The sequence below is a fragment of the Actinosynnema sp. NPDC020468 genome, from assembly GCF_040642015.1.
Classification (GTDB): Bacteria; Actinomycetota; Actinomycetes; order Mycobacteriales; family Pseudonocardiaceae; genus Actinosynnema.
On the sequence record NZ_JBFAEO010000008.1, the window covers coordinates 103,193 to 126,044 of the forward strand.

General features: G+C 70.7%; 19 protein-coding genes. 11 read left to right on the plus strand and 8 right to left on the minus strand.

Annotation, left to right across the window (positions count from 1 at the left end):
* The first annotated feature begins 49 nt into the window (after positions 1-49).
* Positions 50-913 carry a transglutaminase domain-containing protein gene (locus tag AB0G50_RS09130; protein WP_360104151.1) on the plus strand — a complete coding sequence of 288 codons (864 nt, stop codon included), beginning with the start codon at positions 50-52 and terminating at the stop codon, positions 911-913.
* Between the two features lie 126 nt (positions 914-1,039).
* Complete coding sequence (locus AB0G50_RS09135) at positions 1,040-1,486, plus strand: GNAT family N-acetyltransferase (RefSeq protein WP_360104154.1); 447 nt, start codon at positions 1,040-1,042, stop codon at positions 1,484-1,486.
* Between the two features lie 1,263 nt (positions 1,487-2,749).
* Here AB0G50_RS09135 and AB0G50_RS09140 read toward each other — a convergent pair.
* A complete protein-coding gene (locus tag AB0G50_RS09140) occupies positions 2,750-3,691 on the minus strand; it encodes an SDR family NAD(P)-dependent oxidoreductase (RefSeq protein ID WP_360104157.1) in 942 nt (313 codons plus the stop codon).
* A gap of 116 nt (positions 3,692-3,807) precedes the next feature.
* On the opposite strand from AB0G50_RS09140, the gene AB0G50_RS09145 reads away from it, so the two are divergent.
* Positions 3,808-4,365 (plus strand): TetR/AcrR family transcriptional regulator, encoded by a 558-nt coding sequence (locus tag AB0G50_RS09145; RefSeq protein ID WP_360104160.1) that lies wholly within the window; start codon positions 3,808-3,810, stop codon positions 4,363-4,365.
* 48 nt (positions 4,366-4,413) lie between these two features.
* Here the strand turns inward: AB0G50_RS09145 and AB0G50_RS09150 are convergent, their stop codons facing one another.
* Both AB0G50_RS09150 and AB0G50_RS09155 read right to left on the minus strand, forming a co-directional pair.
* A complete protein-coding gene (locus AB0G50_RS09150; protein WP_360104163.1) occupies positions 4,414-5,118 on the minus strand; it encodes a transglycosylase SLT domain-containing protein in 705 nt (234 codons plus the stop codon).
* A gap of 297 nt (positions 5,119-5,415) precedes the next feature.
* Positions 5,416-6,306, minus strand: a complete 891-nt coding sequence (locus AB0G50_RS09155; RefSeq protein WP_360104166.1) for an EamA family transporter — start codon at positions 6,304-6,306, stop codon at positions 5,416-5,418.
* A gap of 70 nt (positions 6,307-6,376) precedes the next feature.
* Between AB0G50_RS09155 and AB0G50_RS09160 the strand changes: the two genes are divergently transcribed.
* On the plus strand, positions 6,377-7,216 hold the full coding sequence (locus AB0G50_RS09160; protein WP_360104169.1) for a LysR family transcriptional regulator: 840 nt from the start codon (positions 6,377-6,379) through the stop codon (positions 7,214-7,216).
* Here AB0G50_RS09160 and AB0G50_RS09165 read toward each other — a convergent pair whose 3' ends face one another.
* Positions 7,217-7,972, minus strand: coding sequence for an ion transporter (locus tag AB0G50_RS09165; RefSeq protein WP_360104172.1), 756 nt, complete (start codon positions 7,970-7,972; stop codon positions 7,217-7,219). It abuts the gene before it with no gap.
* 150 nt (positions 7,973-8,122) lie between these two features.
* Here AB0G50_RS09165 and AB0G50_RS09170 point away from each other — a divergent pair, with 150 nt between their 5' ends.
* Positions 8,123-9,607: an amidase gene (locus AB0G50_RS09170; RefSeq protein WP_360104175.1), complete on the plus strand. Its 1,485-nt coding sequence runs from the start codon at positions 8,123-8,125 to the stop codon at positions 9,605-9,607.
* On the opposite strand, the gene AB0G50_RS09175 is transcribed toward AB0G50_RS09170, so the two are convergent.
* The 4 genes from AB0G50_RS09175 to AB0G50_RS09190 all read right to left on the minus strand — a co-directional run bounded on the left by AB0G50_RS09175 (position 9,604) and on the right by AB0G50_RS09190 (position 15,012).
* Positions 9,604-9,852, minus strand: coding sequence for a hypothetical protein (locus tag AB0G50_RS09175; protein ID WP_360104177.1), 249 nt, complete (start codon positions 9,850-9,852; stop codon positions 9,604-9,606). The two genes, AB0G50_RS09170 and AB0G50_RS09175, sit on opposite strands and share 4 nt — an antisense overlap.
* A 297-nt stretch (positions 9,853-10,149) precedes the next feature.
* Complete coding sequence (gene ppk2 / locus AB0G50_RS09180; RefSeq protein ID WP_360104180.1) at positions 10,150-11,058, minus strand: polyphosphate kinase 2; 909 nt, start codon at positions 11,056-11,058, stop codon at positions 10,150-10,152.
* A gap of 370 nt (positions 11,059-11,428) precedes the next feature.
* The gene (locus AB0G50_RS09185; protein ID WP_360104322.1) at positions 11,429-13,246 is read right to left on the minus strand and encodes an ABC transporter ATP-binding protein; all 1,818 of its coding nucleotides are present in this window, start codon (positions 13,244-13,246) and stop codon (positions 11,429-11,431) included.
* Between the two features lie 32 nt (positions 13,247-13,278).
* The gene (locus AB0G50_RS09190; protein WP_360104183.1) at positions 13,279-15,012 is read right to left on the minus strand and encodes an ABC transporter ATP-binding protein; all 1,734 of its coding nucleotides are present in this window, start codon (positions 15,010-15,012) and stop codon (positions 13,279-13,281) included.
* 87 nt (positions 15,013-15,099) lie between these two features.
* Here AB0G50_RS09190 and AB0G50_RS09195 point away from each other — a divergent pair, with 87 nt between their 5' ends.
* The 6 genes from AB0G50_RS09195 (at position 15,100) to kdpB (ending at position 22,851) form a co-directional block, all read left to right on the plus strand.
* Positions 15,100-15,741, plus strand: coding sequence for a TetR/AcrR family transcriptional regulator (locus AB0G50_RS09195; protein ID WP_360104186.1), 642 nt, complete (start codon positions 15,100-15,102; stop codon positions 15,739-15,741).
* A 299-nt stretch (positions 15,742-16,040) separates the two neighbouring features.
* Positions 16,041-17,384, plus strand: a complete 1,344-nt coding sequence (locus AB0G50_RS09200; RefSeq protein ID WP_360104189.1) for a hypothetical protein — start codon at positions 16,041-16,043, stop codon at positions 17,382-17,384.
* Between the two features lie 283 nt (positions 17,385-17,667).
* A complete protein-coding gene (locus AB0G50_RS09205; RefSeq protein ID WP_360104192.1) occupies positions 17,668-18,759 on the plus strand; it encodes an XRE family transcriptional regulator in 1,092 nt (363 codons plus the stop codon).
* A 320-nt stretch (positions 18,760-19,079) separates the two neighbouring features.
* Positions 19,080-19,181, plus strand: coding sequence for a K(+)-transporting ATPase subunit F (gene kdpF, locus AB0G50_RS09210; protein WP_360104195.1), 102 nt, complete (start codon positions 19,080-19,082; stop codon positions 19,179-19,181).
* Positions 19,181-20,803, plus strand: coding sequence for a potassium-transporting ATPase subunit KdpA (kdpA, locus tag AB0G50_RS09215; RefSeq protein ID WP_360104197.1), 1,623 nt, complete (start codon positions 19,181-19,183; stop codon positions 20,801-20,803). Before kdpF ends, kdpA begins: the two co-directional genes overlap by 1 nt.
* Entirely contained in the window at positions 20,800-22,851 is a 2,052-nt protein-coding gene (gene kdpB / locus AB0G50_RS09220) for a potassium-transporting ATPase subunit KdpB (protein ID WP_360104200.1), read from the plus strand. Before kdpA ends, kdpB begins: the two co-directional genes overlap by 4 nt.
* The last annotated feature ends 1 nt before the right edge of the window (position 22,852 follow it).

Below are 22,852 nucleotides of genomic sequence, written 5' to 3' on the forward strand. Positions count from 1 at the left end.
TGGGGTGCACAGTTTTTCGACGCAGGGGGGCGTGGTGATGGAGTACTTCATGGAGTACTACGCGGAACACAGCAGGTTCAGCGACCCGGGGCCGCACGAGCGGTGGTTGCGGGGGACGCCGGGCGACGTGGAGTCGTTGCGGGACATCGCGTCCGGGCTGGTGTTCCACTACTGGGGGAACGAGGAGATCGCGCGACGGGGCATCGCGGCGGAGCGGTACGAGGAGATCAACCTGCGGTACGCGTCGGACATGTTCGGCCGGCTGCGCGAGTTGGACCCGTCGCCGCTGGGCGCGCGACGCCGTGAGGCGGATCGAATCCTGGGCTGTTGCCGGGATTCGACGCTGCTGCTCGTCTCGTTGGCCCGCCACCACGGCATCCCGGCCCGCTCCCGGGTGGGCTTCGCGTCGTACCTGGTGCCCGGCTGGCACCTGGACCACGTGGTGGCCGAGGTGTTCGTGGCGGGGGAGTGGCGGCTGGTGGAGCCGCAGTTCGACCGCGACCACGCCGCGGTGGACGTCCTGGACGTCCCCCGGACGAGCTTCCTGACCGCACCCGAAGCCTGGCTCGCCACCCGCGCCGGCACCCTCGACCCGACCCGCTTCGCGGTCTCGCCGGACCTCCCGGAGCCCTTCCTCCGCGGCTTCCCCTACCTGCACCACAACCTGGTGCTGGACCTGGCGGCCCTGAACAAGCACGAGATGATCCTGTGGGACATCTGGGGCGCCCTCACCACCGCCGACCACGTCCCGGAGCACGACGCCCACGCCGCCGACATCCTCGCTCAATCGTTGAACAACCCCACAATCCCCCAATCCGCCGAGGCCTTCACCAACGACCGCTACCAGGTCCCCGGCACCATCGTCACCATCCCTCCGACCACGAACCTCCCCCGAGAGGTGACCCTCCGTTAATTCTGCGTCACTCCACGCTCCCGACTTGTCCCCTTGTTGAACAATCCCACCATTCAACAAGGGCAGGGGACTGCCACCCGGTGGCAGGATTCAGGGGAAGGGCAGGTCGGGGAGCGGAGTGTCGTGGTGATCATTCGTCGTGCGGGTGTCGAGGACGTGCCGGCCATCGTCGGGATGCTGGCCGACGACCACCTCGGGAGGCAGCGCGAGGCGGTGGACGACTTGGAGCCCTACGTCGCGGCCTTCCGGAAGATCGACGCCGATCCCGACGAGGTGCTGGTCGTCGCCGAGCGGGACGGGGTGGTGGTGGGGACCTTGCAGCTCACGGTGCTCGCCGGGTTGTCGCGGCGTGGGTCGGTGCGGGGCCAGGTCGAAGGGGTCCGGGTCGCGCGCGAGGCGCGGGGCGAGGGGATCGGCGAGGTGCTCGTGCGGTGGGCCGTGGAGGAGGCGCGCGCACGGGGCTGCGTGCTCGTCCAGCTCACGTCGGACAAGTCCCGGGAGGGGGCGCACCGCTTCTACCAGCGGCTCGGGTTCGTCGGGTCGCACGAGGGGTTCAAGCTGAACCTGGAGTGACCGGACGGACCTCGGGTGGACCGGTCGGACGCGGCGCGGTCGGCCGGACTCACCGCGCTCGGCTGAGCTTGGTCAGGATCTTCATGGAGGACGCCGAGCCGCGGCATCGCGGGTCGGCCCGCCCTCCACAGCCACGATCGGTTCGAGTGCGGCCTCCCGGCACCAACGGCAACCGCAGCCCGCTCGCCACCCACGCCCACCTGTCCGTCAGTTCCGCACCGCCCGCGCCTGACCCGGGAGCCGGGAACCTGGGCAACCCGACCCCGCCCACGCCCGCCACCCGGCCGCCTGCGTTCGACCGCGCGGTGTGGCACCTGTGCCGTTCGGCACTGCCCGCGCTTGCCAGGGCAGGCCGGTGTCGCCCGTGCTCGACCGCGCGGCGTGGCCCCTGGTTCGTTCGCGCGTTCGGTCCGGGTGTTTGGCGCCTGGGGCGATAGGTGTTGCCTGCGCCCGACCGCGCGGTTCGGTGCCCGTGCTGCCCACCACTTGCTAGGTCAGCTCCACGTTGCCCGTGCTCGACCGCGCGCGGCCCCTGGTTCGTTCGGCGTTGCCGCGTTGGATCCGGGGGTTTGGCGCCTGGGGCGGTTTGGTGCCGGCTGTGTCCGACCACGTGGTTCGGTGCCGGTGTTGCCCGGCGCTGCCCGCGCTTGCCAGGACAGGTCGATGTTGCCCGTGTTCGAGCGTGCGGTGTGGCGTCTGGTTCGTTCGGCATTGGCGCGTTCGGTCCGGCGGTGGCGCCCGGGGTGGTTCGGTGTTGTCTGTGGTGGACCGCGTGGTTTGGTGCCTGTGTTGTTCGGAGTTGCCCGCGCCTGCCGGATCAGCTCGGTGGTGCCCGTGGTCGACCACGCCGTTCGGCTTGGAGCGCTGTCCGAGGTCGACCGGGTGGCTTGGCACCGGGTGTTGGGTGTCGGCGCTGCGTGCTGTCTCGACGCCGGGGGACGGAGGTCACCGGGTGCCGGTCCTGGGGCTGGTCGGGGAGTGGTGATCACCTGCGTTCTCGTGTGGTCCGGCTGGTTCGCGCCACCCGGGAGTTGAGGAGGGTGGCCTGCTCCTCGTCGCCAGTGGGGTCGTCCTGGGCGGGTGGACGGATCGGGCGACGGCGCGGGTGAGCGGCGCGGGCGCGGGGAGTGCTGAGCGAGGGTGCGGTGTGCGGTGTGGGGTGATCTTCGTGGGGTGTCGCACGAGGGTCTGGGGCTCTGTTGTCCTGGGCGCGGTGCCGGTCGACGAGCGGCTGCTGGGTGTCGGTCTGCGGGGCCACGGGGGTCAGGAGTTGAGGGTTTGTTCCGACACCTCCCACAGGCGGGTGGCGGCGTCCGGGTCCAGGGCCCACGGGGCGACGCCTCGGTTCGGGGCGGTGGGGGTGGTGGGGCGGGCTTCGGCGCAGTCTTCGAAGTAGTGGCCGCCGGTGTCGGCCAGGAGGGGGGAGGTGGCCAGCAGGACGGTGGTGGCGGCGCCCTGTTGCGGGGTTTTCGGTTGGGTCGTGGACTTCAGGGCGGCGCGGAGGCGGTCCAGTTCGGCTTCGGTGACGTGGCGTTGGAGGTTGGTGCGGATGCTGCCCGGCATGAGGGAGTTCGCGGTGATGCCGGCGGCGGCCCAGCGCTTGGTGGCCTCGATCGCGAACAGGATGTTCGCCGTTTTGCTCTGGCCGTACGCCAGCCACGGGTCGTAGGGCCTGCGGTGGAAGTGGATGTCCTCGAACACCACCGGCGAGCGCAGGTGCGCGCTCGAACTCACCGACACCACCCGCGCGTCGCCCGCCGCCGCCAGCGCCGGGTACAGGCCTGTCGCCAGGGCGAAGTGGCCCAGGTGGTTGGTCGCGAACTGGAGTTCCCACCCCTGCGGCGTCCTGGTCTCCGGTGACGCCATCACGCCCGCGTTGTTGACCAGCACGTGCAGCGGACCCTCCCACGCCGCCGCGAACGCCCGCACGGACGCCAGGTCGGCCAGGTCCAGTGGCGCCACGTGCACGCGGCGGCCCGTCGTGGACTCGATGTCGGCCGCGGTGCGCTCACCCGCGACCGGGTCGCGCACGGCCAGGGTGACCTCCGCGCCGGCACCCGCGAGCGCACGCGCCGTCTCGACGCCGATGCCGGACGCGCCGCCCGTCACCACCACGCGCCTTCCGGTCAGGTCGATGCCCTCCACCACCTCGGCCGCGGTGGACTCACCGGTGAACGGGGTGTCGATGTAGCTGGGCTCGGACATGGTTCTCCTTCGTCGTGGATGTCGTAGACTCGCTCAAGCGGAGGTGCCTCCGGCTGAGGACAGCGTAACCGGAGGGGCCTCCGGTTTGAGTGTGATCTGTGTCACGTGGAGGTTCGGTGGTGGAGCGACCCCTGCGCGCGGACGCGCGGCGCAACCGTGAGCGCCTGATCGAAACGGCGCTGGAGGAGTTCACCCGCGAGCGGTCCGGCGGGGAGGTGACGATGGAGGCCATCGCGAAGAAGGCGGGCGTGGGCATCGGCACGCTCTACCGGCACTTCCCGACGCGGGAGGTGCTGATCGACGTCGTCTACCACACCGAGTTGGGCAAGCTCTGCGACGCGGCGTCGCAGCTGCTGGTCGAATACGCGCCGGAGAAGGCGACCCGCGAGTGGATGGACCTGTTCGTGGAGTACATGGCCACGAAGCAGGGCATGGCGGACGCGCTGAAGGCGGTCATCGCCTCGGGTGCGGACCCGTTCTCGGGCAGTCGCGACCGGCTCGTGGGCGCCGTCACGACGCTGCTGGACGCGGCCGAGCTGTCCGGCGTCGAACCGCTCGACGTGCTCACCACGGTGGGCGGCGTCGCGCTCGCGGCCAACGACCAGGAGCAGGCCGGGCGCATGCTCGACCTCGTGATGGACGGCCTGCGGCACCGGGGATCGGGTCAGGGCTGACCCGTGATCGTAGGATCGTTCAACAATCCCGCCGAGACCTGACGGGAATCAGTAGCCCTGGTAGCCCGAGCCCGTCGAGATGCCGACCAGACCGGGGTGACCCGCGAGACCGCCGTACCGGGCGTAGATGTAGCGCACGCCGGCGATGACGTTGTCCACCGGGTTGTAGATGTCGTCGTGGCCCGCGAGCTTGTAGGTCTGGAACGTCGGGTCGATGACCTGCATCAAGCCCTTGGACGGCGTGCCGCGCGCGGCGTTGGAGTCCCAGGTGTTGATGGCGTTCGGGTTGCCGGTCGACTCCTTCTCGATGACCGTGTACAGCTGGCCGACCGCGTCCTCGGTGATCGGGGTGCCGTTCGCGGCGAGCACCGCGATCGCCTCCTTGATCCACCCCTCGACCTGGCGCTGGTGGGGCGACTTGCGCGCCTCCTCGGCCTCCTTGGCCTCTTTCGCCGCCTGCTCGGCCGCCGCCTGCTGCCGGGTGTTGTACCCGTCGGAGGCGACGTCGGAGGCCTGCGTGAACGCGGCCAGGGCGTTCAACTGCTCGTGCTTGAGGATCCGCGCGGTCTCCGACCCGAGGTCGATCGCGTGGACCGTCTGCGGCTCGTCGACCTGGATCGTCGACGCCTTCTCGTCCGGCAGGCCGCCGAAGTCCGCGCCGCCCGCGACGGGGTTGAACGTGCCGCTCATCGCGTACGCGGCGGCGCCTCCGGAGCCGGTCACGACACCCACGGCCATCGCGACCGCGGACACCCTGCTCGCGAGCTTGGCCCTCTCGGGCTCGACTCTGTGGGCACCCTTGTAACCGGGGGGTGGCGGCGTGTCGACCGTGGGTACGGCGCGACCGCTCGCCGGCCTGTGGCGGGACAAAGCAGCAGCCTCCTGCGTCGGGGAGTCCGATTCAGGGCACCTGGCGGGGGATCCAGGTGGACGTGTCGGGGGATGTCACGCCCGTTGGCCCTTTCAGTAATCGAACCGTGATCTGCGGCCGGGAACGTAACCGCTCGTCACGCGTCCGGGCAAGGCGACACCACAAATGGGTGACCCAGGTCACGTTTTCTCGACCATTGACCCACTCTTAGTTGACTCAACGTGACGAGGTCGAGTCAGGAGCACCCCCACCAACACGATCACCCCACCGACCAGCGCGTTCCACCCGACCGACTCGCCCAGCAACCACACGCCCAGGGCGGTCGACCACAGCGGCGTCACGTATGTCACCGTCGACGCCGCGGTCGGCCCGAAACCCCGGATGACGTCGAAGTTCAGCACGTAGGCGAACCCGGTCCCGACCGCGCCGAGCACCACCAGCGCCGCCATCGCGCCCACGCCGGGCCACGACGGAGCGCCACCGAGCAGCGGGGCGGCCACCGCCAGTTGCAGGAAGGCGCACCCGATCTGCACCGCCGACAGCACCAGCGCGCTCTCCCCGTCCGGCATGAAGAACCGCCGCGTGTAGGCGAACCCGGCCCCGTAGCAGACCGTCGCGCCCAGGCACGCCAACCCGCCCACCAGCAGGTTCCCGGACAACCCCTCCCAGACACCGAGCAGCACGAGCACGCCGCAGAGCCCGATCGCCAACCCCGCCAGCCGCCGCCCGGTCAACCGCTCCACCGACAGCGCCAGCGCGAACACCAGCGTGGTCAACGGGGTGGTCGCGTTCACCACGCCCGCCACCACCGAGCCCACCAGCTTCTCGCCCAGCGCCAGCAGCGTGAACGGCACCGAGTTGAGCAGCGCCGCGACGACCAGCGCGTGCAGCCACACGCGGCGCGCGACCCGGCGCGGCCCGCACATCGCCCACAGCGTCACGGCGCCGAAGAGGCACCGGGCGAACGCCACCCAGACCGGCGGCACACCCGCGTCCACCGCGACCTTGATCAACGCGAAGCTGGACCCCCAGATGGCGGACAGCAGCACGAACTTCACCGGAGTCGACACCCCCGCAGCGTCTCCCGAGCAGGCACAATGAGTCCAACAAGTTTGCTCGCGACCCGCATGAGAGCAGCTCATGGTGCTGAACTTCGCCCAGTTGAGGGCCTTCGTGGCGGTGGTGGACGAAGGCGGCTTCGGCACGGCCGCCGACGCGCTCGGGCTCACCCAGTCCGCCGTGTCCCACGCCGTGGCCGCTCTCGAGCGCACCCTGGGGCAGCCCGTGCTGACCCGTCAGGGCGGCGTCACGCCCACCGCGTTCGGCGCGGAGGTCCTCGGGCACGCCAGAACGGCCGTGGCGGCCTCGAGCGCGATCACCGACCTCTCGAACCGCCGACAGGGCGTTCCACGCGGCACGGTCAAAATGGCGGCCCCTCCGACGGTGTGCCAGGGGCTGCTGCCCGACCTGCTGGCCGGCTGGCGCGTCACCCACCCGGGGATCGAGGTCCGGGTGTTCGAGGGCGAGGACGACGAGGTGGCCGACTGGCTGCACAACGGCACCGTCGACATCGCCGTCCTGGTCGACCCGACGGGCACCGGGGGCCGCCTCGTCGGCGAGGACGCCTTCCACGCGCTGCTGCGCAACGACCACCCGATGGCCGGCGAGCCGGTCGTGCGCGTGCGGGACCTGGCCGACGACCCGTTCCTGATCTCCCGGGGCGGCTGCGAGCGGCACGTGCGCCAGGCTCACCAGGGCACGCCGTTCAACCCGGTGCACCGGGTCCGCGAGCTGGCCACGCTGTTCGCCATGGTCCGCTCGGGCATCGGCGTCTCGATCGTGCCGGGGCTCGCGGCGGGCATGCTCCAGCCCGGGCTGAAGCTCGTGCCGCTGACGCCCCGGCTCACCCGCCGGCTGGTGCTCAGCGGGCCGCCCGACCGCGAGTGGCACCCCGCGGTCGTCGCCCTGGTGGCCGGGTAGCTACCCGTCCGCCGGCTGCAAGCGGAGCGCACGCACCTCCTCGCGCAACGCGCGCACCTCGGCCAGCACGGCCGCGTCGGAGCTCTCCTGCTGGGACACCTCGGACTCCATCGCGCTGCACACCACCGCGATGAACAGGTTCAGCATGGTGAACGTGCCCACGAGCAGGTAGACGACGAAGAAGATCCACGCCAGCGGCTGGGTGCCCATCAGGTCGCGCATCAGGTCCGACCAGCCGTCGCCGGTGGTGATCTGGAACAACGTCAGCAGCGTGGAGCCCAGCCCGTCGAACCGGGGGTCGCCGCTGGACCGGAACAGGTTGATCGCGACCACGCCGCCCACGTACAACATGAGGAGCAGCAACCCGGTCAACGACAGCAGCCCCGGTATCGAGCGGACCAGCGCGGTGACCACCCGGCGCATGCTCGGCACCATCGACACCAGCCGCAGCACGCGCAGGATCCGCAGCGACCGCACCACCGACAGCGCGCCGGCCGCGGGCAGCAGCGAGATGCCGACCACCACGAGGTCGAAGCAGTTCCACGGATCGCGGAAGAACTCCCACCGGTGCGCGTAGAGCCGGGCGGCCAGCTCCGCCACGAAGATCACCAGCGCCGCCGAGTCCAGCACGTCGAGCAACCCGCCGTAGGACCGCACCAGCGCCGGTGACGTCTCGCAGCCCAGAGCCACCGCGTTGACCACGATGACGGCGATGACGAACCGCTGGAACCGCCTGCCGTCCACGAAAGCGCCCACGCGCGCGCGAAAAACCATCCCCAAGATCCCCTCCCGACCACTTCCGCATCGGACGGCGTGCGGACGATCTTGAGCGGGTTCACCCGGTCCGGGGATGATCGCGACCATCGGCGGGTTGACCGGCCGCACCGGCGGCACTGGGGTGGGCACATGCGCCCCCTGCTCGCCGCCCTGGTCGCCGTCGCCCTCGTGGCGCCACCGGCGTCCGCCGAGCCCGGCCTCGGGTTCGACCTGGACGCGGCCACCATCCCCTCCCTGGTCCAGCGGATGGACGCGGGGAGGCTGACGTCGGTCGACCTCACCCGCGCGTACCTGGGCCGGATCCGCACCGTGGACACCAAGGTGCACGCCGTCCTCGCGGTCGACCCGACCGCGCTGTCCCAGGCCGCGGAGAGCGACCGGCGGCGGTCGCACGGCCGGGCCCGGGGTCCGCTCGACGGCATTCCGGTGCTGCTCAAGGACAACATCGACACCCGCGGACTGGCGTCGACGGCCGGTTCCCGCGCGCTGCGGGTCGCGCCGCGCGACGACGCCGAGCTGGTCACCCGCCTGCGCCGGGCGGGCGCCGTGCTGCTGGGCAAGGCGAACCTGTCGGAGTGGGCGAACTTCCGGTCCACCCGGTCGACCTCGGGCTGGTCGGGCGTCGGCGGTCAGACGAACAACCCCTTCGTGCTGGACCGCAACCCGTGCGGCTCGTCGTCCGGCTCCGGCGCGGCGGTCGCGGCGTCGCTCGCGCAGGTCGCCGTGGGCACCGAGACGGACGGCTCGATCGTATGCCCGTCGGGGCAGAACGGCGTGGTGGGCCTGAAGCCGACGCTCGGCCTGGTCAGCGGCGACGGCGTCGTGCCGATCTCGACGCGGCAGGACACGGCGGGCCCGATGGCCAGGCACGTGGTCGACGCGGCGCTGCTGCTGTCGGTGCTCGCGGGCGGCGACTACGCGGCGAACCTGACGGCGGACTCGTTGCGGGGCAAGAGGATCGGCGTGTGGCGCAAGGCGGGCGCGGACCCCGGCGCGGACCGCGTCGTGCAGTCCTCGGTGGACCTGCTGCGGCGCTCGGGCGCCACCGTGGTCGAGGTCGACCTGCCCTACCAGGACCGGATCGACGCGGTCGAGTACCCGGCGCTGATCACCGAGTTCAAGCACGACCTCGAGCAGTACCTGGGGTCGCGGCCGGGCGCGCCGCGCACGCTGGCCGAGCTGATCGCGTTCGACGAGCGGGATCCGGTGGAGCTGAGCCGGTTCGGCCAGGAGTTGTTCGCGCAGGCCGCAGTCGCGCCGCCGCTGACCGACCCGACGTACCTGGAGCAGCGCGCGACCGCGACCACGTTGGCGCGGCGGTCGATCGACGAGGTGCTCGCGGCGAACCGGTTGGACGCGATCATGGCGCCGACCAACTCGGCCGCGTGGAAGACGGACTACGCCAACGGTGACGCCTACGTGCTCGGCACGTCGACACCGGCCGCGGTGGCGGGCTACCCGAACGTGTCGGTGCCCGCGGGGTTCGCGGGCGAACTGCCCATCGGGGTGTCGTTCATGGCCGGCCGGGGCGCGGACGCGAGGCTGCTCCGCCTGGCGCACGGCTTCGAACAGGTCGCGCACGCCCGTCGCGCGCCCCGGTACCTGCCCGGCTAGGACCCGGCCCGCTTGCAGGCGGTGTAGGAGATCCGGTCGGACACCGACGACTCGTGGAACGTCCTGAGGCACTCCGTGAGCGGTCGACCGCACGCGGTCTGCGCGAGACCGGTCGCCACGCCGCGGTCCACGGCGTACGCGACGCAGTCGGCGGCGGTCCGCCCGGTCGCGTCCGCCGCGTGCGCCACCGGACCGGCCGCCACCGACAGCGCGACGAGCGCCGCCGGCACCAGTGCCTTGATCATCTGCCCACCTCCTGGAGTCGAGTGGGGTCAGTAGACGACGGGCGCGCGGCGCCGGCCCGCCGGATACCCCGCACAGGGGGTGACGTCCTCCGGGCAGGTCCGGTCGTGCTCACCCTCCGTCGTCCGGTCGGGGCGCGTGTCGGCGGTCGATCACCGGGAAGGTCGACTTCGGGACGTGGAGTCCGCCGGTGGCAACGAGTTCGGCCCTGCTGCGCGCCGCGGTCGTGACGGCGGGAGCGCGAGAAGGCCGCGACGGGGCGTCGCGGCCGTTCCTCGGGGCTGTGGGGGCGCGAGGCTCTAGTCCTCGCCCTCCTCGTAGAGGGTCGACGCGGGGCCGACCACGCGGGGGTCGGGCTCGCCGACGACCTCCACGTCCTTGTCCGAGTAGTCGAAGCGGGCCAGCACGCTGCGCATCGCCTCGACCCGGGCGCGCTTCTTGTCGTTGCTCTTCACCACGGTCCACGGCGCGGACTCGGTGTCCGTGGCGCGGAACATCGCGACCTTGGCCTCGGTGTAGGCGTCCCAGTGGTCGAGCGACGCCAGGTCGTTCGGGCTGAGCTTCCACTGGCGGACCGGGTCGACCTGGCGGATCAGGAACCGGGTGCGCTGCTCGGCCTTGGAGACCGAGAACCACAGCTTCACCAGGGTGATGCCGTCGTCCACGAGCATGCGCTCGAACGTCGGCGCCTGGTGGGTGAAGCGGTGGTACTGGTCGTCGGTGCAGAAGCCCATGACCCGTTCCACGCCGGCGCGGTTGTACCAGGAGCGGTCGAACAGCACGATCTCGCCCGCGGTGGGGAGGTGGTCGACGTAGCGCTGGAAGTACCACTCGCCGGACTCGCGGTCGGTGGGCTTGCCCAGGGCGACGATGCGCGCGCCCCTGGGGTTGAGGTGCTCGGTGAAGCGCTTGATGGTGCCGCCCTTGCCGGCGGCGTCGCGGCCCTCGAAGAGGATCACCATCCGGCCGCCGGTGTCCTTGATCCAGTACTGGAGCTTCAGCAGCTCGATCTGGAGCAGGCGCTTGAGGAGGTCGTACTCCTGGCGGGACAGGCGGGTGCCGTAGGGGTAGTTCTCCCGCCAGGTGTCCACCATGGAGCCGTCGGCTCGCCGCAGGACGGGGTCGTCTCCGTCCTCGTAGTCGACTACGAGACTGTCGTCCCGGAGTTCGGGGAAGCGGGCGGCGATGTCTGGCGACTGGTCGAACACGAGGAAGGTTTACCTCGTTGGTGGAAACATCAGGCGACTTCTGTGTCACCTGTGGTTGAACATGCTGGTCGGGGTGTTTCCGGGTGGGGTTGGGCTGGGTGGTGGGGCGGGGTGTGGTTGCGGTGGGTGATGAGGTGCTGTTGAGAGAGTGAAAAGCGTCCTCGCCGGACGGGCAGCGCCTCCGGGGGTGAAGGGCGTCGTGTTCTCCCCGTATGGCCTGCCAGAGGCAACCACATGCGTCAAGGGGGCGGTTTTCGAGTTCGGCCGGCGGTAGCGCTTAGCGCGCCCCCTTGACACATGCGGTTGGGCTTCGCCCAGGCCATACGGGGAGAACACGAGGCCCCTGGCTTGGGCTGGCGCCCGGCGGTTTTTAGCCTGCGGCGGCGAATTGGGCGTTGTACAGGCGGTAGTAGGCGCCGTGGGATTCCAGTAGTTCTTCGTGGGTGCCCTGTTCCACGATTTGGCCCGCTTCCATGACCAGGATCAGGTCTGCGTCCCGGATCGTGGAGAGGCGGTGGGCGATGACGAAGCTCGTCCGGGCGGAGCGGAGGGCGGCCATCGCGTGTTGGACCAGGGATTCCGTCCTCGTGTCCACCGAGGAGGTCGCCTCGTCCAGGATCAGCAGGGCCGGGTCGGCCAGGAAGGCTCGGGCGATGGTCAGGAGTTGCTTTTCGCCCGCGCTGACGTTGGTGCCCTCCTCGTCGATCACCGTGTCGTAGCCGTCGGGGAGGGTGCGGACGAAGCGGTCCACGTAGGTCGCCTGGGCGGCGGCCAGGATGTCCTCCTCGGTGGCTTCCGGGCGGCCGTAGGCGATGTTGTCGCGGATCGTGCCGCCGAACAGCCAGGTGTCCTGGAGGACCATGCCGATTCTGGAGCGGAGGTCGTCGCGGCGCAGGTGGGTGATGTCCACACCGTCCAGGGTGATGTGGCCGGAGTCCAGTTCGTAGAACCGGAGGACGAGGTTGACCAGGGTGGTCTTGCCGGCGCCGGTCGGGCCGACGATGGCCACCGTGTGGCCGGGTTCCGCGACCAGGGAGAGGTCTTCGATCAGGGGTTGGTCCGGGCGGTAGGAGAAGCCGACGTGGTGGAACTCGACCCGGCCTCGGCTCTGGGTCGGGGTCGGGGCGTCGGTCGGGTCCGGGATCTGCTCCTCGGCGTCCAGCACCTCGAAGACGCGTTCCGCCGACGCGACGCCGGACTGCATCAGGTTCGCCATCGACGCCACCTGGGTCAGGGGCTGGGTGAACTGGCGGGAGTACTGGATGAACGCCTGCACCTCGCCCAGCGTCATCGCGCCCGAGGTGATCCGCAGGCCGCCGACGACGGCGACCGCCACGTAGCTGACGTTGGACAGGAACATCATCAGCGGCGCGATGAGGCCGGAGAGGAACTGCGCCCTCGTCGCCGAGCCGACCAGTTCGTCGTTGCGGCGGCGGAACTCGGCCTCGACCTCGCGCTGGCGGCCGAACACCTTCACCAGCTGGTGGCCGGTGAACGACTCCTCGATGTGGGCGTTCAACGCGCCCGTGTGCTTCCACTGCGCCACGAACTGCGCCTGCGACACCTTGCGGATCCGGCCGGTCGCGATCACCGAGACCGGGATCAGCAGGAGGGCGATCACGGCGAGCAGCGGCGAGATGGTGATCATCATCGCCAGCACGCCGACCACCGTGAGCAGGGACGTCAGCAGCTGGCTCAGCGTCTGCTGCAACGTGGTCGAGATGTTGTCGATGTCGTTGGTGACGCGGGACAGCAGCTCACCGCGCGGCTGTCCGTCGAAGTAGCTCAGCGGGAGGCGGTGCAGCTTCGCCTCCACGTCCGCGCGCAGCCGGAAGATCACCCGCTGCACCGCGCCGTTGAGGATGCGGCCCTGCACCCAGCCGAACAGCGACGACGCCAGGTACAGCGCCATCACCCACAGCAGCACCTCGGCCAGCGCGCCGAAGTCGATGCCCGCGCCCGGCACGTGGCGCATCCGGGCGAGGACGCCCTCGAAGATGATGTCGGTGCCGTGGCCGAGGATCTTCGGGCCGGCCACCGCGAAGCCGACGCTGATCACGCCCAGCGCGGCGACCGCGGACAGGGTGTAGCGCTCCGGGCGCATCCTGGCCAGCAGGCGTTTCGCGGACGGCTTGAAGTTCGTGGCCTTGCCCATCGGCATGCCCATGCCGGGGAAACCCGCGCCCATCCGCGTGGGCGTCGGCCGGTTCGTCGTGGTGCTCATGCGGCCTGCTCCGAGGTCAGCTGGGACTGGACGATCTCGACGTAGGTCGGGCACGTGTCGAGCAGTTGGTGGTGGGTGCCGATGCCGACGACGGAACCGTTGTCCAGCACCACGATCTGGTCGGCGTCGATGATCGTGGACACGCGCTGCGCGACGACCACGACGACCGCGTCGCCGGTGTGCGGGCGCAACGCGGCGCGCAGCCGTGCGTCGGTGGCCAGGTCCAGCGCGGAGAACGCGTCGTCGAACAGGTAGATCTCCGGTTTGCGGACCAGCGCGCGGGCGATGGACAGCCGCTGCCGCTGACCGCCCGACACGTTGGTGCCGCCCTGCGCGATGGCCGACTCGAGGCCCTCGGGCATGGCCTCCACGAAGTCGCGGGCCTGGGCGACCTCCAGGGCGAGCCACAACTCCTCGTCGGTGGCGTCCGGGTTGCCGTACCGCAGGTTGCTCGCGATCGTGCCGGTGAACAGGTAAGGGCGCTGCGGCACCAGACCGATCCGCGAGCACAGCGCGTCGAGGTCGGCCTCCCGCACGTCCACGTCGTCCACCAGCACGCGGCCCTCGGTCACGTCGATCAGCCGCGGCACCAGGTTCAGCAGGGTCGACTTGCCCGAGCCGGTGCTGCCGATGACGGCCGTGGTCCGGCCCGCCTCGGCCCGGAACGTGATGCCGCGCAGCACCGGGTCGGCCGCGCCGGGGTAGCGGAACTCGGCGTCCACGAATTCCAGCGCGGCGCGCTTGGGCAGTTCGATGACCGGGTTCTCCGGCGGCGCCACCGACGAGTCGGTGTTCAGCACCTCGTTGATCCGCTCGGCGCTGACCGCCGCGCGCGGGATCATCATCGAGATGAAGGTCGCCATCATCACCGACATCAGGATCTGCATCAGGTAGCTGATGAACGCGGTCAGCGCGCCGATCTGCATCTCGCCCGCGTCCACCCGGTGCGAGCCGAACCACAGCACCGCGACGCTGGACGCGTTCATGATCAGCATCACGATCGGGAAGATCATCGCCTGGAGCCTGCCGACCCGCAGCGCGGTGTCAGTGAGCTGGGTGTTGACCTCCTCGAACCGCTTGGTCTCGTGCGGCTCGCGGACGAACGCGCGCACCACGCGGATGCCGGACAGCTGCTCGCGCAGCACCCGGTTCACCGCGTCGATCCGCACCTGCATGAGGCGGAACTGCGGCATCATCCGGCTCACGATCAGGCCGATCGAGCCGGCCAGCACCGGCACGCAGACCAGCAGCAGCCAGGACAGGCCGACGTCCTCGCGCAGCGCCATCACGATGCCCGCCACGCACATGATCGGCGCGGTGATCAGCATCGTGCACACCATCACGACCAGGACCTGGACCTGCTGCACGTCGTTCGTGGTGCGGGTGATCAGCGAGGACGGGCCGAACGTGGCGACCTCGCGGGCGGAGAACTCGCCGACCCGGTGGAACACGGCCGACCGCACGTCGCGGCCGAAGCACATGGCCAGGCGCGCGCCGTAGTACACGGCGACGACCGAGCAGGCGATCTGGAGGACGCTGACCACCAGCATCCAACCGCCGGTGGACAGGATGTAGCCGGTGTCACCGGTGGCGATGCCACGATCGATGATGTCGGCGTTGAGGCTCGGCAGGTACAGCGACGCCACCGTGCCGATCAGTTGGAGCACCAGCACGACCGTCAGCTCCCGCCGGTACGGCCGCAGGTAGGTGCGGAGCAGGCGACTCAGCAACGATTCTCCCCCATAAGAAACGGATCGTGTCTACTGTGCGCAAGGTAGACCGGTTTAATAAGAAACGCAAAGTATCTAAGGAGCAGGGTGGCGGAACCGAGGTCGAGGCGTCGTGGCTCCGAACTGGAGAGCGCCATCCTGGACGCCGCCTGGGCGGAGCTGGGCGAGGTCGGCTACGGCCGGTTCACCATCGAGGCGGTGGCCGCCCGGGCGGGCACGAGCAAGCCGGTGATCTACCGGCGCTGGACCGGCCGGGCCGAGCTGGCGCTCGCCGCGTGGGGTCGCCGGGTCCCGGTGGAGCCCATCGCGCCCGACACCGGCGCGTTGCGGGACGACCTGATCGCGTTGTTCACCTGGACCGCCAAACGGGTGAATTCGGTGATGACCGAAATAGTCGCGGGCGTGATGGGCGAGGCGTTCCGTCACCCGGAGGTGGCGGAAATTCTGCGCTCCCGGCTGACCGGTCCGAGTCCGCTCACCGAGGCGGTCGGCGCGGTCGTCGCGCGCGCCGTGGCGAGGGGTGAGCTGGAGCCCCTGACGTTGCCTCACCGCGCCGCCCGCGCCCCGCTGGACCTCGTCCGCAACGAGTCCATGACCTGCGGCGTCCCCACGTCCGACGAGACGATCACCGAACTGGTGGACGACATCTACCTGCCCCTCCTGCGAGGTCTGGCCACACCAACCGGACCTGGTGCCGAGGGCAGCACGGTGCCCCGGGACGTGTCCTGAACGAATAAGTCCAGGATGGACCTTCTCCGGTAATCGCGCGACTGCTTTTCGGAGATTCGCCGACGGGCGAACACAGGGGCGCGGCCGAAGGTAAATGAAAGGCAAAAAGGCGCGGTGCGGGGGAGTGGTCGCCCGGTCCGGACGAGTGAGGTCGCGAGCGCTGTCGTGGCGCGATGACCTCGTCACCCCGTGGCCGGCCGCGCTGATCAGGTGAGACGGGCCTCTCAACGGCCGGTGCCTTGTCGTGCCCGTGATCGTAAAACTAAGGTAAGCCTTACCTAACTCAGGAAGGCTTGACCATGACAAGACCCAGGGCCCGGATGCGGGCTCGGATCGTCGGGGTGTGCGCGGTCGTCGGCGCGGGCGCGCTGTTCGGCGCCGTGCCCGCGCAGGCACAGCCCGTCACGATCGACAACGCCACGTTCGTGTGGGGCCTCAACGGCTACGCGCAGGTCGGCATCTTCGGCCCGTGGAGCTACAAGGACCTGACCGGCAACGTCACGCAGCTCGTCGGCTCGGTGTCCGGCGGCGCGCAGGCCGAGTACGCCGTCACGCCGAAGCCCGCGACGTCGATGCCCGTGTCGAACCCGCAGAAGACCGCGAACGCGGTCAAGTTCACCCGGGGCACGGGCACCGTCGATCCGGCCACCGGCGCGGGCAGCCTGTCCTGGACCGGCAGCTACACCGTCAACGCCTACCCGCCGCAGTTCAACGCGCCCAACGAGATCTACAGGAACCCCAAGGTCGGGGTGAACGCGGACGGCTCGGGCTCGCTCACCGTCGAGTTCAGCCTCGGCGCGGGCGTCGACATGGGCGGCAACCCGACCGCGCCGCAGGACTTCGGCCGGTTGACGCTGCTCACCTTCGACGCGGGCTCGGTCTCCGGGCTGTCCGCCACCGGGTTCCGGGTCACCCCGGACTACCAGGGCGTCCAGGTCGACTTCACCGACGGCGGCACGGCGCAGACCCGCTCGTGCGGCGTGGACGGCGGCGCGACCGGCTGGTGGGGCTCCTGGCCCGCCGAGTTCGTGCGCACCGTGCCCTCGTCGGTCCGCCCGCACTTCTACTCGACCGGCTGCGGCGGCAACCAGGACTACAAGCCGCCGCTGCCGTTCGACGTCGGCTACGCGGTGGCGACCGTGCCCACCCAGCCCGCCGGCACCGCGCAGGACCTGAAGGTCGTCGTGCCGCAGGCCCCGACCGGTCCCGGCGAGTTCCTGTGGACGATCGACGGCGCCAACACGCTCGTGGACCTGGGCACGGCCAAGGAGGCGGGTGACCACTACCTGGCCACCGGCCGCATCAACCCGGTCCGGGTGACCGACACGCGCGTCGGCGCGCCGGCCTGGTCGGTGTCGGCGCAGGTCAGCGACTTCACCGCGGGCACGACGTCGTTCGCCGGCAAGCACCTCGGCTGGACGCCGGCCGTCACCGAGAACACCGGTGGCGCGGTCGCGGGCGCGGCCGTCGCGTCCGGTTTCGACGGCGGTCCCGGTCTGGCCACGCCCGCCACCCTGGGCAGCGCGGCGCTCGACCACCCGTCCGGCACCGCGAAGCTCGGCGCGGACCTCGCGCTGAAGGTCCCGGTGGCGGTGGGCGCCGGCACGTACTCCGCGACCCTCACGCTCACCGCGCTGAGCTGACCGACGCGTTCCGGGGGCGTCGTCCACCAGGGCGGCGCCCCCTCGGGCAGTCCCCTTGTGGCACAACGAGGACGCCGCACCCGCCGGGAAGCACGTCACCGGCGAGCGCGGCCTGGCGTGGTGGTCGCACGAGCCGACCGCCACCGGGTGGGGAAGTCCTCCGCGAAGCGTCGTCATCACCACTCCCGCTTCACGAGTTAGGTTAGCCTAACCTGGCTTCAGGCGGCCCGTGATGGGTGCGAAGATCACACCCACTGCCGGCTTCGGCTTGGAGGGGACGCGGGTGCCGACTTCCGACGAGTGGCTCCGGGTGCGCGCCCACCTGGGTGAACACCGCCACGCCCTGGCCGTGCGGGCGACCGCGGAGTACCCGGACACGCCCACGGTCGCGGACTCGCCGCTGCTGACCGACCCGCGTTGGATCCCGGCCGCGCCGATGCCGTTGGACCTCGTGCGGCTGCACCGGGCGGAGGGCGGTCGTCCCGGTGTCGACGGCACCGAGGACCTGGTGGACGCGATCCTGCCCCCGTCGACCGGTGGTCGTCTTCGCAGCTACTCGGCGGCGATGGCCGCGCTCGCCGCGCCGCGGGTGTTCCAGGACCGGTCGACCTACCGGCTGCTCGAGGCGGACCTCACCGGACCGCCCGGTCGGCTGGTGTTCGGCGCCGGGACGTACTTCGACGGGATCGACGTGGGCGAGGCGTGCGCGCACGAGTACGCGGCGCGCGACCTGGGCCTGCTGGACGACCTGCCGCTGCGGACGGCCGTGGGCGCGCCCTGCGACCCGGCGCGGCGGCCGACCAACGTCGCGATCAGCACCCTGACCCTGCGGGTGGACCCCGACGGCGCGGCCACGTTCTTCCTGCACTGGCGCGATCCGAAGCGGGTGGGTCACGCGGGCGGGCTCTACCAGGTGCTGCCGGTGGGGGTGTTCCAGGCGTCCGGCGAGGAGGCGTGGCACCTCGACAACGACTTCTCGCTGTGGCGCTGCGTGGTGCGCGAGTTCGCCGAGGAGTTGCGGGGCGAGTCGGAGGACTACGGCGGCGACCGCGGGCCGATCGACTACGAGGCCTGGCCCCTCGCGGCCCGGCTGACCGACGCGCTGGGCGACCGGGTGCGGGCGTGGTACCTGGGCATGGGCGTCGACCCGTTGACGTTGGCGACGGACCTGCTGACCGTCGTGGCGATCGACGCCGAGCTGTTCGACGAGGTGTTCGGCGCCGTCGTGCGGACGAACGACGAAGGCCGGGTGCTGGACGCCCAGCCGTTCGACGCGGACACCGTTCGGCGGTTCGTGCACGACGAACCCACCCAGGCCGCCGGCGCGGCACTGCTCGCGCTCGCGTGGGAGCACCGCGGGACCGTGGTGCGCTGACGCGGACCGCGTCGTCGGACCGGGTTCGGTGACCGCGGGTGAACGCGCGCACTCCTCCGGGGTAACCGGCGGCGGCCGTTCGTCGTCCGCGCGGGGCGCCTTCGTCAACGATCCGTAAAGGACCCGATCACCGGCGTCAAGGACCCGTCAGCCCGCCCGGAACGGGCTCGGCGCCGATGCACCCTTCTGGGCGTCGCGTCCCTCGAATGGGTCGCTTGGAATCGGGAAGGGAGCAGGCTCATGGCCGATCTGGCCTACGCGCTGCTGCTGATCGGGGTGTTCGCGCTGCTGGCGCTCGGCGTGCGCGGATTGGGGCGGTTGTGAGCGGCACGGGTGTGGTGGCGAACGTCGTCGGCGGCGTGCTCGCCCTGCTGTTGCTCGGCTACCTGTTCGTCGCGCTGATCCGGCCGGAGAGGTTCTGATGTCCTCGACCTCGGCCGGCCTGCTCCAGGTCGCCTTCCTGCTCGTCGCGCTCGCCGCGGTGTACCGGCCGTTCGGCGACTACATGGCCCGCGTCTACACCGGCGGCAAGCACCTGCGGGTGGAGCGCGCGGTGTACCGGATCGCGCGCGTGGACGCCGATTCCGAACAGCGCTGGAGCACCTACGCGTTGGGGGTGCTCGGGTTCTCCTTCGTCGGGATCGTGCTGCTCTACGTCCTGCAACGCGTGCAGTCGTTGCTGCCGTGGGACTTCGGCCGCGGCGACGTGCCGCCCGGCATGTCCTTCAACACCGCGATCAGCTTCGTGGCCAACACGAACTGGCAGTCCTACGTGCCCGAGACGGTCATGGGGCACGCCGTGCAGATGGTCGGCCTGACCGTGCAGAACTTCGTGTCCGGCGCGGTCGGCATGGCGGTGGCGATGGCGCTGGTGCGCGGGTTCGTCCGGCACCGCACCGATCGGCTCGGCAACTTCTGGGTCGACCTGACCCGGGGCACCGTCCGAATCCTGCTGCCCGTGGCGTTCGTGTTCGCGATCGTGCTGGTGGCGGCCGGTGTGGTGATGTCGCTGAAGTCCGGTGTGGACGTGGACGGCCAGACGGTGGCGACGGCGCCGGTCGCGTCGCAGGAGGCCATCAAGGAGTTGGGCACCAACGGCGGTGGCATCCTCAACGCCAACTCCGCGCACCCGTTCGAGAACCCCAACGGCTGGACCAACCTGGTCGAGATCTTCCTGATCCTGGTGATCCCGGTGTCGCTGACCCGCACGTTCGGCACCATGGTCGGCGATCGCAGGCAGGGTCACGTGCTGCTGGGCGTCATGGGCGTGCTGTGGGGCGCGATGCTCGCGGTGATCTGGGTGGCGGAGGCCAAGGGCCTGCGTCCGTTGGAGGGCAAGGAACTCCGCTTCGGGATCCCGTCGAGCGCGTTGTTCGCGGACACGACGACGGCGACGTCGACCGGCGCGGTGAACTCGTTGCACGACAGCTACACCGGGCTCGGCGGCGGCGGCACGTTGCTGAACATGCTGTTCGGCGAGATGACGCCGGGCGGTGTCGGCACCGGCCTGTACAGCATCCTGGTGATGGCCGTGATCGCGATGTTCCTGGCGGGCCTGATGGTCGGCCGCACGCCCGAGTACCTGGGCAAGAAGCTCGGCCGGCGCGAGGTGACGGCGGCGGCGGTGTCGATCCTGGCCATGCCCGCGCTGGTGCTGATCGGCGCCGGCATCGCGGCGGTGCTGCCGTCGACCCAGGGGGCGTTGAACAACCCGGGCGCGCACGGCCTGTCGGAGATCCTCTACGCCTACGCGTCGGCGTCGAACAACAACGGCAGCGCGTTCGGCGGCATCACGGTGACCAGCGACTGGTTCCAGGCCTCGCTCGGGCTGTGCATGCTGCTCGGCAGGCTCGTCCCGATCGTCGCCGTGCTGTGCCTCGCCGGATCGCTTGCGGCGCAACGGAAAGTACCGGTCACGGCGGGCACGCTGCCCACCACCGGACCGCTGTTCGCCACGCTCCTGACCGGCGCCATCGTGCTCGTCGCCGCGCTCACCTTCGTACCCGCCCTCGCCCTCGGTCCCATCGCGGAGGCCCTGCTGTGACCACCACGACCCAAACCCCGCGGACTCCGGAGGAGATCCGCGACCGCCACGCGCGCAACCTGGGCCACCAGGTCTCGGCGGGCGCGTTCAACCCCCGGCAGCTGCTCACCTCCTTCCCCGACGCGCTGCGCAAGCTCGACCCGCGGCACCAGGCCCGCAACCCCGTGCTGTTCGTGGTGTGGGTCGGCTCGGCCCTGGTCACGGTGTTCGCCGCGACCGACCCCAGCGCGTTCACCGTCGCGGTGGCGGTGTGGCTGTGGTTCACCGTGCTGTTCGCGAACCTCGCCGAGTCCGTCGCCGAGGGGCGGGGCAAGGCGCAGGCGGAGTCGTTGCGCGCCACCAAGAAGGACGCGGTGGCGCGGCTGACCGACGGCCGCACCGTCGCGGGCACCGAGCTGAAGGTCGGCGACCTGGTCGTGGTCGAGGCGGGCGAGGTGATCCCCGGCGACGGCGACGTGGTCGAGGGCATCGCGACCGTGGACGAGTCTGCCATCACCGGCGAGTCCGCGCCGGTGATCCGCGAGTCGGGCGGCGACCGGTCGGCGGTCACCGGCGGCACCACGGTGCTGTCGGACCGGATCGTCGTGCGCGTCACCGCCAAGCCCGGCGAGACGTTCGTGGACCGGATGATCGCGCTCGTCGAGGGCGCGCAACGGCAGAAGACGCCGAACGAGATCGCGTTGACCATCCTGCTGTCCACGTTGACGATCATCTTCCTGCTGGCCGTGGTGGCGTTGCAGCCGTTCGCGGTCTACTCGGGCGGCGAGCAGTCGGTGGTCGTGCTGACCGCGTTGCTGGTGTGCCTGATCCCGACCACGATCGGCGCGCTGCTGTCCGCGATCGGCATCGCGGGCATGGACCGGCTGGTGCAGCGCAACGTGCTGGCGACCTCGGGCAAGGCGGTGGAGGCGGCGGGTGACATCGACACCCTGCTGCTGGACAAGACCGGCACCATCACCTGGGGCAACCGCCGTGCCACCGAGCTGATCCCGGTCGACGGCGCGTCGCTGGACGAACTGGTCGACGCGGCCCGGTTGTCGAGCCTCGCCGACGGCACGCCCGAGGGGCGCAGCGTGGTCGAACTCTGCGCCCAGCGGCACGGCCGGTCCGCCGAGGCCGACCGGCACGAGAACACCGGCGAGTTCGTCCCGTTCACCGCCCAGACCCGGATGAGCGGCATCGACCTCGACGGCCACCGGGTGCGCAAGGGCGCGGCGAGCGCCTTCACCCTGGACTCGCGGGCGAAGACGATCGTGGACGGGATCAGCGAGCAGGGCGGCACGCCGCTGGTCGTGGCGCGGGACGACCGGGTGCTCGGCGTGATCCGGCTGTCCGACGTGGTGAAGCCCGGCATGAAGGAGCGGTTCGCGGAACTGCGCTCGATGGGCATCCGCACGGTGATGGTCACCGGCGACAATCCGTTGACCGCCAAGGCGATCGCGGACGAGGCGGGCGTGGACGACTTCCTCGCCGAGGCCAAGCCCGAGGACAAGATGGCCCTGATCCGCGCCGAGCAGGAGGGCGGCAAGCTGGTCGCGATGACCGGTGACGGCACCAACGACGCGCCCGCGCTGGCCCAGTCCGACGTCGGCGTCGCGATGAACACCGGCACCTCGGCCGCCAAGGAGGCCGGGAACATGGTGGACCTGGACTCCGACCCCACCAAGCTGATCGAGATCGTGGGCATCGGCAAGCAGTTGCTGATCACCCGGGGCGCGCTGACCACGTTCAGCGTGGCCAACGACCTGGCCAAGTACTTCGCGATCCTGCCCGCGATGTTCGCCGCGATCTACCCGCAGCTGGACCGGCTCAACATCATGCACCTCGGGTCGCCGCGGTCCGCGATCCTGTCGGCGGTGATCTTCAACGCGCTGATCATCGTGGTGCTGATCCCGTTGGCGCTGCGCGGTGTCCGCTACCAGCCCTCCAGCGCGTCCGCGCTGTTGCGGCGCAACCTGCTCGTCTACGGCCTGGGCGGCGTCGTCACGCCGTTCGCCGGCATCTGGCTCATCGACCTGCTCGTCCGACTCATCCCCGGGATCGGCTGAC

Coding starts and splice junctions, on each gene's coding strand:
- AB0G50_RS09130 (WP_360104151.1), top strand. CDS start 50: ATGGAGTACTACGCGGAACACAGCAGGTTCAGCGACCCGGGGCCGCAC.
- AB0G50_RS09140 (WP_360104157.1), bottom strand. CDS start 3,691: ATGTCCGAGCCCAGCTACATCGACACCCCGTTCACCGGTGAGTCCACC.
- AB0G50_RS09160 (WP_360104169.1), top strand. CDS start 6,377: ATGGTGCTGAACTTCGCCCAGTTGAGGGCCTTCGTGGCGGTGGTGGAC.
- AB0G50_RS09170 (WP_360104175.1), top strand. CDS start 8,123: ATGCGCCCCCTGCTCGCCGCCCTGGTCGCCGTCGCCCTCGTGGCGCCA.
- AB0G50_RS09175 (WP_360104177.1), bottom strand. CDS start 9,852: ATGATCAAGGCACTGGTGCCGGCGGCGCTCGTCGCGCTGTCGGTGGCG.
- AB0G50_RS09185 (WP_360104322.1), bottom strand. CDS start 13,246: ATGGGCGCGGGTTTCCCCGGCATGGGCATGCCGATGGGCAAGGCCACG.
- AB0G50_RS09200 (WP_360104189.1), top strand. CDS start 16,041: ATGACAAGACCCAGGGCCCGGATGCGGGCTCGGATCGTCGGGGTGTGC.
- kdpA (WP_360104197.1), top strand. CDS start 19,181: ATGTCCTCGACCTCGGCCGGCCTGCTCCAGGTCGCCTTCCTGCTCGTC.